This is a genomic window from Acinetobacter sp. P37 (genome assembly GCF_057480965.1).
On the sequence record NZ_JBLIYY010000001.1, the window covers coordinates 1 to 11,887 of the forward strand.

Below are 11,887 nucleotides of genomic sequence, written 5' to 3' on the forward strand. Positions count from 1 at the left end.
ATCGTAATCGAGGAAAAAGACTGGGCTTAAGATTCAATTTAATTGCGGGAATCTATAATTTAGAGCTGAGCAAAAAATGAATTATGAAAGAAGTCTATTATTTAACCAATCGTTTCATTTCACTTAACCTTATTTCCTTGTTTTCCGTATGAACTACAAAGCAAATAACGATTAAACTAAAGAAAAATATTGTAATAAGTATTTTGAAGCTTGTACCCATGTGCACAAAGCTCAAAAAAATTTTTACGGCTAAATTTTTATGTTTATTAACTGCGGTTAGCAACCCAACACAGTTGCCTTACATAACTGTGATATTGCTAGCTTGTCGGCCTTTTTTTCCTTGAGTAATTTCAAATTGTACACGCTGGCCTTCTTTAAGTGCTTTATAGCCGCTCATGTTTATTTCACTGTAGTGTGCAAATAAATCTTCACTACTATCAGATTGTATAAATCCAAATCCCTTACCTTCATTGAACCATTTCACTATACCACTGGCATTGTTAGTCATTTTTTATTCCTAATGTTTGAGTTTGTTATTTCATACTCTTTAGTAATACTTAGTAAGTTATTTAGTTAGTTTAGTTGCTCATAAGCCCATTTTAAGAACTTATCCTTTTCTCGAAATAAGGGTACTAATTTAAGATTGATTTTAGATATGCTCCCAAATTTTCCATAAAGGATATTTGGCTCCGTTTGTATGACGTCCGATTGATCTCCTTGAGAAAGTTCTTTGAAAAACTCCATAGCTTGGTTATAGGGTGTTAATTTTTCGAATCCTTCCCGTTCGACTATAAAATCATAGATCTGCCTTAAAACATGATGATCATATAGATTGGGCATTTTGATTGCTCGATTTAGAATTGTTGTTCTATAAATCTAACTAAATTGTATAAATTTAAAAAGTGCGAAATAGTTCAAAAAATAAAAAATTAATGTAAATTAAAGATATTAATTTTATCCATTTTAAATATCTAGCTAAACCATTGTTAAGTTTAATTAAAATACATAACCTAAAAGTCTTAAAAGTTATTTTTTTACAATTTTAAAAAATTAAAGTTTTTATATCGTTAAAGGCTTTGTTGCACAAACCTACCGGTAAGGTCTTATTCCACAATATAATTCCTAGATGAACAAACCTACGTCCAAAATCTTTCGTACGTGGCGCTTCTTCTTCCATAACATCTTGCATAGAAAAACTTTGCTATCGTTTTGGCTTTACCCATACACAAATGAATTAAAACCATCAGCTCTATTTTAAATTTACCTAAAATTTTATATCAATATTTTTGATATAAAAATTAATTATTTAGTTTTATTTACTAAGATCTTTATTTAAAGCCAAAGATGTTGGTAACCAACTTAGATCATTTTGGATTAATAAAATAGAAATACACAACTAAGCAAACTAGCGAAATCGTTGAAATTAAAAGATAAGTGCCCGTTGTATTAAAGCTTTTTAGAAATTTAAATAAGTCCATCATTTCTTCCCCCCATGAAAAAACAGATAAATTATACTAAATAATATCTGGGGGATTAAATAGCTGTTAGTCGAATAGCGAAGACGACACGATCAAGCGGTCATTAAAAATACATATCTCCTTTAAATCTAGATTTATATATAAATTTGAGTCTGTCAAATACAAAAAAAACAGCTCCCAACTCAATGAGAACTGTATTTTTAATACTACAAATTGATCGAAATTAAACGGCAAGTACTTTCACAATAATGGTTTGCATGTCTTCATTTTCTTCCGCCAAATAAACACGCTTTAACTCTTTGCTTTTCACTTTGAATTGATGATTTTGATACTGAATTACAGCCGGAATTTGATCAAAATACAGGCTATCTGCGTCTAATTCTTCTTGAAAAAGTGGCGTGCCCAATTGATAGTCTAGGCTTTTTAATACTACATATTTAACAGTCGTTTTCATTGAAATAAACCTACTTTTGTTACGCTCTTTATTTTAAGTTTTAACATCGTTTTCCTTCCGAAGAAACCTTTATTTCATATTTTCGTACAGCTTCTAAACAATCACGCTATTTTCGTGAATTCCACAACACACACAGTACCAACTTAGACTTTTAGTGAAATTACAGGCGAGCGAAATCAATGCTAAAATTTTAAGAATACTAATGATCATTCATCATTCTACTTTGGGGTAAGCACATGCTTAAACAGTGTTGCGATGCTTTAGAACAAAAATCCATGACCATCGCGTTTATCGAGAGTGCAAGCTCTGGTTATTTATGTAGTCAATTTTCAATTTATAAGAATAGTGGTGCAGATATCTTATTAGGTGGACTAGTGAGCTATGATCCATCGATCAAACGTGAAATTTTAAAAGTAGATCCTTTACTAATAGAAAAATTTACGGCCGAATCCGCAGAAGTGACTCAAGCGATGGCTGAGCAAGGACAACAACTATTTTTACATGCGGACTTCGTGGTGGCCTGCACTGGATTACTCAAACCCGGTGGCAGTGCAACCGTAGAAAAACCCGAAGGAACATTTTATATTTCAATTTTACATGATGGTCGTATTTATAATTATCATTATTTTATTTTGGGTACGGCTTTAGAACGCTTAGATCAGTTAACTGAAAATGTTGCTCACAGTGTATTAGACATCTTAAATGCAGAATAAAACATACATAATCTTCATATTTAAATATCATTTTGCATCGCATACTGTATTGAGGAATTTACTTATCAGGACAAGAAAATGCAGCTACGTCATTTCAATGCATTCGCAATTAGCACCCTACTGTCCTGCTCTGCTTTCGCGACGGTAGGCGGCCCTCAAACCATTGAGGTTTTAGGTTTTGATAAAAAAGACCAAAAAATCTATTTAATGCGTCATTTTGAAGATGGTCGTGGTCGTTTACCACAATTATATTATTATCAATTAAATAGCCAAAAGCCGACGCAATTAATTACAGTGAAGTCTTTGTATATTAATCCAAAGACAAAACGGATTGATTACGATCAAGACAGTACCCAGTTTAATAAAGAAATCGCGAAAATAAAAAAACGTTTAGTCAAATTAACACCAGTAAATAACAATAATGCTCGAATACAGTTATTAACAACCATGAATGGCACTGCAAAATCATGGTATGACCCGAATGAAACCATTGATAAATGGACTTATCAATATCGTGTTAAAAATTCGCAGTATAAAAGCGCTGTACAAAAGGCTGAGACGTATAAAGAAGGTTTAAAAATCTCTAAAACTTATCGTGTAATGCAAAAGCCCTTTTATTTAGTGACTGTTAAATATCTAGGGATTCCATTTGAAACAGGATATAGGGTTGAAGATCCAGTTTTACTAACCAAATAGATTATTAACTTAAATAACAAATAATAAAAAAGCCTCTTTAGAGGCTTTTTTATTCCACTTTAAAATTATGCTGCAGAACGCTCTGCAATCGGCACAACTTTACGTAATTCCGGACCTGTATAGTCCGCACTTGGGCGAATAATACGATTGTCCGCACGTTGTTCCATCACGTGTGCTGCCCAACCTGTTACACGCGACATCACGAAAATTGGCGTAAACAGTTTAGTTGCAATATCCATGAAATGATATGCAGATGCATGGAAGAAATCAGCATTACAGAATAATTTCTTCTCACGCCACATCACTTCTTCACAGCGCACTGATACAGGATAAAGTACAGTATCACCGACGTCTTTTGCTAGGCGTTCAGACCATTTCTTAATAATGCCATTACGTGGATCGTTATCTTTGTAAATCGCATGACCAAAGCCCATGATCTTTTCTTTACGCTCAAGTTTACCCAACATTTCACGCTCAGCTTCTTCTGGAGACGTCCAGTTTTCAATCATTTCCATTGCAGCTTCGTTTGCACCGCCATGTAATGGACCACGAAGTGAACCAATTGCACCTGTAATACAAGAATGCATATCAGACAATGTTGATGCACATACACGCGCTGTGAATGTAGAGGCATTAAATTCATGCTCTGCATATAGAATCAGTGACACGTTCATCACTTGCTCATGCAATTCATTTGGTTTTTCACCACGCAGTAAATGTAGGAATTGTGCGCCGATTGAATCATCATCAGTGTTTTCTTCTACACGTACGCCATCATGGCTGAAACGGTACCAATAGCAGATGATTGCCGGTAGTGTTGCCAAAATACGGTCTGCAACATCTTGTTGCTCTTCAAACGATTTTTCAGTTTCTAAATTTCCAAGCATTGAAACGCCTGTACGCATCACATCCATTGGGTGCGAGTCAGCAGGAATGCGTTCTAACACCTCTTTCAACGCCTGCGGTAATTGACGCAATGATTTGAGTTTGGCTTTGTATGCTGCAAGCTGTTCTGTTGTTGGTAATTCACCAAAGAAAATCAGGTACGCGACTTCTTCAAACTGACAGTTTTCTGCCAAGTCTTGAACGTCATAACCACGATAGGTTAAGCCCGCACCACTTTTGCCTACAGTTGACAATGCAGTTTTACCAGCTACTTGTCCGCGCAGTCCTGCGCCCGTGAGTACTTTTCCTTCAGCCATTTTTATTTTCCTTCAGTGAACAATTTATCTAAGGTGTTTTCAAAAGTGTGATAATCGAGGAATTGATAGAGTTCTTTTCGTTGTTGCATTTTATCCAGTACATTGACTTGTGTACCTTCATTGCGGATCGCATGCATTACTTCTAGTGCCGCTTTTTGCATTGCACGTGTTGGTGATAATGGGTAAAGCACCATTGCAATACCCTGCTCGCCTAGTTCTTCTTTGGTGTAGTAAGGGGTATCACCAAACTCTGTAATGTTTGCCAGTACAGGGACACCAACAGCATCGCAGACAGTTTTGTACATGGTAATATCAGTCATTGCTTCAGCAAAGATCGCATCTGCACCTGCTTCTACACAGGCACATGCACGGTCGATCACTGCTTGCAAACCTTCTTTTTGTAATGCATCTGTACGCGCCATCACCACAAAGTTTGAATCGGTTTTTGCATCAACAGCCGCTTTAATACGGTCAACCATTTCTTGTTGTGACACGATTTCTTTGTTCGGACGGTGACCACAACGCTTTTGTGCGACTTGGTCTTCGATATGAACCGCTGCTGCACCTGCTGCAATCATTTGCTTCACACTGCGGGCAATATTAAATGCACCGCCCCAACCTGTATCGATATCGACAAGTAATGGCGTATCTACACGTTCAGTAATACGACGAACATCTTCCAAAACATTGTCTAAACTGGTCATGCCTAAGTCAGGTAAACCATATGAATAGTTCGCAACACCTGCACCAGATACATATATGGCTTTATAGCCAACTTCTTTTGCCATCATTGCTGCATAGGCATTTACTGTGCCAATGATTTGTAATGGTTTTTCGATTTCCAATGCTTGTCTAAATCTTAAGCCTGCAGACGTTTGTTGTGTCATATTCCTTTCCACGGCATTTACTTTAATTTTCGAAGTTTGAGTATATCCATATTTTTTTCCAACTCTATGGCTTTGTAGAATATTAACTCTAAAACTTTAGTCAAATATTTCACTTGTCACCTATCTGTTGTTATTCTTTAGTCAAAGATCTCTTATTTATGAGCAAAGCAGAAAAGTACTGAATTGTTTGCTATAATTATCGTCAAATCAGCCCTTTTTTTGTTAAATATTATCACTTTATGCAAGATTTAATACACATTGAACCTTTAACGCATGACCAGCCACAAACGCGGCGCGGACATGAACGATGTGTTGCGCTTTTAGAAAGTGCTACGGAGCTTTTTTTAAAACGTGGGTTTGATGCAGTTTCATTAGATGACATCGTGAATCATGCGGGTGGTTCAAAAGCGTCAATCTATAAATATTTTGGTAATAAAGACGGATTATTTAAGGCCATTTGTGACTATCGTCGCTGCTTATTTTTCAAAGATATTTGCCTACCATTTACAGTCAGCCCTGACACCGATATTCGTGCTTATCTCATCAATACTTTAAGTGACTTTCATCAGCATATCGTGATGCCTGAAAATGCGGCATTTATGCGGTTAGTCTTAGAACAAACAGGACGTAATCCTGAAATAGCACGTTATATTCATGAGCAAGGCCCAAAACAAATTCAGAACACCGTTGCAGAAATTTTAAATCAAGCGCATCAACACGGTTTGCTGTATTGTGAAAACCCGTTGTTTTCGGCTCAATTTTATTTTGGAATTTTGCGAAATTTAGAATGGCGCGTTCTCATGGGCATCACCATTGATGAAAATGATCAAGAAACCATCAATTACATCAGTTATTGCGTCGATCGTTTCCTAGACGGTCACCAAAAGCGCTAGATTTTTTGCATTTTACCTCTCTTATAGTATATTAATCGATTCCTTTTTCTCTAACCAACCAACAACTAATTGTTGTTTTGTTTTTTGATTCAGCAATTATTGTGGAGTAACAATGGCTCTACGTCACTTTCTAACTTTACGCGATTTATCGACTTTAGAACTTAATCAAATTGTACAGCGCGGTATCGAACTCAAGCGCAAACAGCATAACAATGAAGTTTTCCAACCTTTCGTTGGTAAAGTCATGGGCATGATTTTTGAGAAATCGAGCACCCGTACACGTGTATCGTTTGAAGCAGGAATGAGCCAATTTGGTGGTAGTGCAATTTTCCTTTCATCTCGCGACTCTCAATTAGGGCGTGGCGAGCCAGTAGAAGATTCTGCACGCGTGATTTCAAGCATGCTTGATATTGTGATGATTCGTACTTTTGGTCATGACATTGTTGAACGTTTTGCTTCTTATTCAAAAGTTCCTGTCATCAATGCATTAACAGATGATCACCACCCTTGCCAATTACTTGCCGATGTTCAAACATTCGTTGAACACCGTGGTTCTATTGAAGGTAAAACGGTTGCTTGGATTGGTGATGGCAACAATATGTGTAACTCATATATTGAAGCTGCTCATATGTGGGGCTTTAAATTAAAAATCGCTGCACCTAAGGGCTATGAACCTAAAGCAGAATTTCTATCTGAATTTGCACACTGTGTGGAACTTGTTGATTCTGCCGAAGATGCTGCAGTTAATGCAGATTTAATCGTTACAGATGTTTGGGCAAGTATGGGCCAAGAAGAAGAGCAAAAAATTCGTGAAAAAGCGTTTGCTGATTATCAAGTGAATGAACGCCTGATGGATCTTGCTCACGCTGACTGCCTATTTATGCACTGCTTACCTGCGCATCGTGGCGAAGAAATTTCTGAAAATATGCTTGACCACAAAAATGCTGTGGTTTGGGATGAAGCTGAAAATCGCTTACATGCACAAAAAGCACTTGTAGAATTTTTAATTAACGAAAATCTTAAAAAAGACTAAGGTTTTACTTAGATAAAAAAGCACCTTCGGGTGCTTTTTTTGTTTTTGCATGCTTTAATAAAACCATAACTTTTATAAGTGATTAAGATTATGTGTTTAAAAAATATTTGCTTATTGGCTCTTGGATTGAGCTTATCTACTTTTAGCTTTGCTGGTGAACCAAGTGAATTAGATCAATACTTGGTGAAAAATCAGATTTTAGATAGCAATTTTAAAATTAAAAATAAAACAGGTTTAAACGAAATACTCGCTGCCATTAGTGATGAAGATTCACGCACTCTTCCCTATCAAGTTGATCAGAATATGTTGATGGAAAAAATGGAAGTTTCAGCAGATAAGATTGAAATTGATGGTATTATCACCACCCCTGATTTTGCGCAATTTGAACAATCAGTCGGTGAACATAAGGTGAAGCAACTCATCAAGCATAATTCACTCCAAAACTGTGAATTACTATTCGAGCATCAATTTCAACGTGTTAATCCATATAAAATTGAAATGGATCTAAGCTCGGGTAGCAATCAATACGAAATTATCATTAAAAATACAGAGTGCAAATTTAAATAAATATCTAATTTCTTACAGCTCTTGGTTTAACTTTTGCATTGTTTAACTTAACGAATTAAACCTTGAGGCTGTAATACAATCACAGCTGCGCCCACCAACACAATGACGCCACCTAGCATATCCCAACGTGTTAGAACTACGTGATCGACAAAACGCAACCACAGCAATGCAGAGAAAATGTAGATTCCGCCATAGGCTGCATAGATACGACCCGAAGCTGCTGGATGCAACGTCAATAACCAAACAAATGCAGCCAATGCAAGCGCTGTTGGAATCCATAACCACTGCGATTTTTGCTGATTTAAAATCAAATATGGGAAGTAACAGCCTAAAATTTCCATCAGTGCTGTCAGTGCAAATAAACCAAATGTGGTCAGCACTTTTGTTAATGGTATGTCCATCATTGAGAAACCCAAATCTAGCGTCGAATAAATATAAAAAACCCGTGCAAGCACGGGTTTTTCGTTAATTAAATTACTTAAGCAGGTTCAGCGGTTTGGTCTTCAAACACTTCGAGTTTTAAGCCCACAGCTTTGCCATTTTCTTTCTTCACTGAAACACCAACATTACCACCATGTTCCGCAAGCTCGCCAAACAAAATCATTTCAGCAAGAGGTTTCTTCAAATGCTCTTGAATTAAACGCTGCATTGGACGAGCGCCCATCAAGCGATCGTATCCTTGCTCTGCCATCCATTCGCGTGCATCTTGGTCAACCTCAAGAACCACTTTTTTGTCATCTAACTGTGCCTGAAGCTCTGTTAAAAACTTATCAACCACACTTTCAATGACAGTTGTTGGCAATGCTTTAAATTGAATAACACCATCTAAGCGGTTACGGAACTCCGGAGAGAAGGCTTTTTTCATCGCGTCTTGGTTATCATTACTGTTATCTTGATCCATGAAACCAATGCTCACACGTGAAATTGATTCTGCACCAATATTGGTAGTCAGCACTAACACGACGTTACGGAAGTCAGACTTACGACCATTGTTGTCCGTTAATGAACCATGATCCATAATTTGAAGTAACAAATTAAAGACATCTGGATGTGCTTTCTCAATTTCGTCTAGTAAAAGTACGCAATGCGGATTTTTATGAATCGCGTCGGTCAACAAACCACCTTGATCAAAACCTACATAACCCGGAGGCGCACCAATTAAACGAGATACGGCATGACGTTCCATGTATTCCGACATATCGAAACGTACAAGTTCAACGCCTAACAATTTCGCCAATTGCTTAGTGACTTCAGTTTTACCCACACCTGTAGGACCAGCAAAGACAAAATTACCCACTGGCTTATCTGGTGCTTTTAGACCTGCACGAGATAATTTAATCGCAGATGCAAGCGCTTCAATCGCTTCATCCTGACCGAACACCACACGTTTCAGATCACGCTCAAGATTTTCAAGGACGCTCTTGTCATCTTTAGACACAGTTTTCGGTGGAATACGCGCAATTTTCGAAACGATATCTTCAATGTTTTCAACTGAAATGACCGTATCATCTTGCTCAGCTTTTAAACGACGCTGCGCACCAGCTTCATCAATCACATCAATGGCTTTATCAGGCAAGAAACGATCATTGATAAATTTCGCAGATAGTTCTACCGCAGAAACCAACGCTTGATCTTCGTATTTCACATGATGGAATTCTTCAAATTTGCCTTTTAAGCCACGCAGAATATCAATCGTTTCTGAAATAGATGGTTCATTGACATCAATTTTTTGGAAACGACGAGATAATGCATGATCTTTTTCAAAAACTTGACGGTATTCTTGGAAAGTCGTTGAACCGATACAACGTAAAGTACCATTCGCCAAAGCTGGTTTGATGAGGTTTGATGCATCCATCGTGCTGCCCATACTTGAGCCTGCACCGATGATCATATGAATTTCATCAATAAATAAAATAGCTTCGGGCTTTTTCTTCAATGCATTTAACAGTTGTTTTAAACGCTTTTCAAAATCACCACGGTATTTAGTTCCTGCAACTAAAGCACCAATGTCTAAACTAAATACTTCTGCATTTTCAAGCGGTTTAGGAGCTTTGCCATTTACAATGAGCCAAGCCAAACCTTCAGCAATCGAAGTTTTACCTACACCCGGATCACCCACCAAAAGAGGGTTATTTTTACGGCGTCGGCATAGAATTTGAGCTGTACGTTCAATCTCTTTTTCACGACCAATCAGTGGATCTGTTTTGCCTTTTTGAGCTTCAACATTGAGATTGGTCGTATAAAGCTCTAATGGGCCAGAATTTGAAGACGTAGTATTTTCACCATCGAGCTCTTCAATTTCTTCTTCGGCTTGGACTTCATCTTTACGTGTGCCATGTGACAAATACTGCGTTAATGTCAAACGGTTGATTTGATGGCGTTTAAGTAAATACACCGCAAATGAATCACGCTCTGAATACATCGCAACTAAAATGTCTGCACCTTCTACAGTGCGGTCATTACCACTCGATTGCACATGGAAAATTGCACGCTGCAAAATACGATCAAAACTTTCTGTAGGATGTGGCGCTTGATCGCTATTTTCGCCAAGCTTAGGGGTATGTTGTTCTACGTATTCTTCAAGTTCTTTGCGAAGCACAATAATGTCTGCGCCACATGCTTTCAATGCATTAACAGCGGAATCATTATCCAGTAAAGCCAATAATAAATGTTCTACCGTCAAAAATTCATGTCTCTTTTGACGAGCCATGCTGACAGCCAAACGTAGTGATACTTCTAATTGACGACTGAGCATGTAATCCCCTTATTAATCTTTTGGCTCAATCTGACAAAGTAATGGATGACTTTGCGACCGAGCGTAATTATTGACCTGATTTGCTTTAGTCTCTGCGATGTCTCGCGGATAAACCCCTGCAACACCCTTTCCTTCATAATGTACAGTTAGCATTACTTGAGTGGCTTGGTCAAGATTCAAAGCAAAGTATTGTTGTAAAATTTCAATTACAAAGTCCATTGGGGTGTAATCATCGTTCATTAAAACGACAGCATACATAGGAGGACGCTTTAACTCAGGTGGCGCAGTCAATACTTGAATGTCTGAATCACCATCATCCTGCATACCTTGACTGAGAGTCGAGTTTAGATGCCAGTCCACTAAACCAGATTGGTAAAATGAATTTTTAATGTCAGATAAACACGTTTGACGCTTATTGGTTCGCATAGGATTTAGGTTTCACACTTAGTTTGCACTTGCTTCAGTTTGAGGAATTTCTGAAAGGAAGGCAGATTGATTTTCAACAGGCTGACCTTTCGACCAGCTAAAACGGCGAATAACGGGTTTAGAACCGCTTAAACGCACTTCAATAAAGTCTGGACTAAAGCCTTTTGGCATGGTCCAACGTCCAGTGAGTCGCTCACTTTCGCTAAAGTTAAAGTTTTTGTCTTCTAAAGGCACTGCAAGTACTTCTGTACCCTTAATTAGACGCAGCTCAACACTTCCAGACACATTACTTTTTGACGGACTTACTTGAACGAGATCAAGTTGGTATTCATACGCATTTTCAGGTAACGGTTTAATCGCTAAATGTTGTACTGCAAGCGGCATACCACCACGTTGGCGCAATACTTCACGATACAAAACACCCAAATTACCGGTTAATTCTTGATCATCACGTGCTTTTTTAACAGCCAAATATAAATCATTTGAATTACTTACAGCGACATCACGCTCTTGAATTGCCGCATTCAAACTTTTATTCAGGCCTGCTAATTCATTTTTTTGCTTTTGCACCACATCAACCAGTTGCTCTGCATCTGCATCATATCCGACCACAGTTAAGCCCTGACGATGACCGATACTATATCCGAGAAAACCGCTGCTCAATGCAAGTACAACTGCACCAATCGCCAGTGGCATATTCGTCTTCATAAAAGGCGTTTTTTCACTGTTTTCAGGTTCTGACTTGAAATTAGATTCTGTATTCGACATCGTCATCTCTTATTT

General features: G+C 37.7%; 13 protein-coding genes. 5 read left to right on the forward strand and 8 right to left on the reverse strand.

Annotation, left to right across the window (positions count from 1 at the left end; all coding sequences use genetic code 11):
* Window positions 1-298: 298 nt before the first annotated feature.
* Window positions 299-508 carry a cold-shock protein gene (locus AC25JC_RS00005; RefSeq protein WP_111883693.1) on the reverse strand — a complete coding sequence of 70 codons (210 nt, stop codon included), beginning with the start codon at window positions 506-508 and terminating at the stop codon, window positions 299-301.
* Between the two features lie 1,193 nt (window positions 509-1,701).
* Window positions 1,702-1,932, reverse strand: coding sequence for a hypothetical protein (locus AC25JC_RS00010; RefSeq protein WP_078190858.1), 231 nt, complete (start codon window positions 1,930-1,932; stop codon window positions 1,702-1,704).
* Window positions 1,933-2,168: 236 nt separating this feature from the next.
* Between AC25JC_RS00010 and AC25JC_RS00015 the strand changes: the two genes are divergently transcribed.
* Window positions 2,169-2,645, forward strand: coding sequence for a CinA family protein (locus AC25JC_RS00015; RefSeq protein ID WP_168379808.1), 477 nt, complete (start codon window positions 2,169-2,171; stop codon window positions 2,643-2,645).
* 78 nt (window positions 2,646-2,723) lie between these two features.
* Entirely contained in the window at window positions 2,724-3,341 is a 618-nt protein-coding gene (locus AC25JC_RS00020) for an aminotransferase (protein ID WP_180115732.1), read from the forward strand.
* 65 nt (window positions 3,342-3,406) lie between these two features.
* Here AC25JC_RS00020 and prpC read toward each other — a convergent pair whose 3' ends face one another.
* Window positions 3,407-4,543 carry a bifunctional 2-methylcitrate synthase/citrate synthase gene (gene prpC / locus AC25JC_RS00025; protein WP_111883699.1) on the reverse strand — a complete coding sequence of 379 codons (1,137 nt, stop codon included), beginning with the start codon at window positions 4,541-4,543 and terminating at the stop codon, window positions 3,407-3,409.
* Between the two features lie 2 nt (window positions 4,544-4,545).
* A complete protein-coding gene (gene prpB, locus AC25JC_RS00030; protein WP_486923220.1) occupies window positions 4,546-5,430 on the reverse strand; it encodes a methylisocitrate lyase in 885 nt (294 codons plus the stop codon).
* Window positions 5,431-5,669: 239 nt separating this feature from the next.
* On the opposite strand from prpB, the gene AC25JC_RS00035 reads away from it, so the two are divergent.
* From AC25JC_RS00035 to AC25JC_RS00045, 3 genes are all read left to right on the forward strand, one after another.
* Window positions 5,670-6,323, forward strand: coding sequence for a TetR/AcrR family transcriptional regulator (locus AC25JC_RS00035; RefSeq protein WP_078188637.1), 654 nt, complete (start codon window positions 5,670-5,672; stop codon window positions 6,321-6,323).
* 112 nt (window positions 6,324-6,435) lie between these two features.
* Complete coding sequence (argF, locus tag AC25JC_RS00040; protein ID WP_078193464.1) at window positions 6,436-7,356, forward strand: ornithine carbamoyltransferase; 921 nt, start codon at window positions 6,436-6,438, stop codon at window positions 7,354-7,356.
* A gap of 90 nt (window positions 7,357-7,446) precedes the next feature.
* The gene (locus AC25JC_RS00045; protein ID WP_486923221.1) at window positions 7,447-7,923 is read left to right on the forward strand and encodes a hypothetical protein; all 477 of its coding nucleotides are present in this window, start codon (window positions 7,447-7,449) and stop codon (window positions 7,921-7,923) included.
* A 47-nt stretch (window positions 7,924-7,970) separates the two neighbouring features.
* On the opposite strand, the gene AC25JC_RS00050 is transcribed toward AC25JC_RS00045, so the two are convergent.
* The 4 genes from AC25JC_RS00050 to AC25JC_RS00065 all read right to left on the reverse strand — a co-directional run bounded on the left by AC25JC_RS00050 (window position 7,971) and on the right by AC25JC_RS00065 (window position 11,872).
* Complete coding sequence (locus tag AC25JC_RS00050; RefSeq protein WP_111883867.1) at window positions 7,971-8,324, reverse strand: YnfA family protein; 354 nt, start codon at window positions 8,322-8,324, stop codon at window positions 7,971-7,973.
* A 77-nt stretch (window positions 8,325-8,401) separates the two neighbouring features.
* Window positions 8,402-10,678, reverse strand: a complete 2,277-nt coding sequence (clpA, locus tag AC25JC_RS00055; protein WP_180005564.1) for an ATP-dependent Clp protease ATP-binding subunit ClpA — start codon at window positions 10,676-10,678, stop codon at window positions 8,402-8,404.
* 12 nt (window positions 10,679-10,690) lie between these two features.
* A complete protein-coding gene (clpS, locus tag AC25JC_RS00060; RefSeq protein ID WP_180115734.1) occupies window positions 10,691-11,104 on the reverse strand; it encodes an ATP-dependent Clp protease adapter ClpS in 414 nt (137 codons plus the stop codon).
* A gap of 18 nt (window positions 11,105-11,122) precedes the next feature.
* Window positions 11,123-11,872, reverse strand: a complete 750-nt coding sequence (locus tag AC25JC_RS00065) for a DUF6776 family protein (RefSeq protein WP_486923222.1) — start codon at window positions 11,870-11,872, stop codon at window positions 11,123-11,125.
* Window positions 11,873-11,887: the final 15 nt, after the last annotated feature.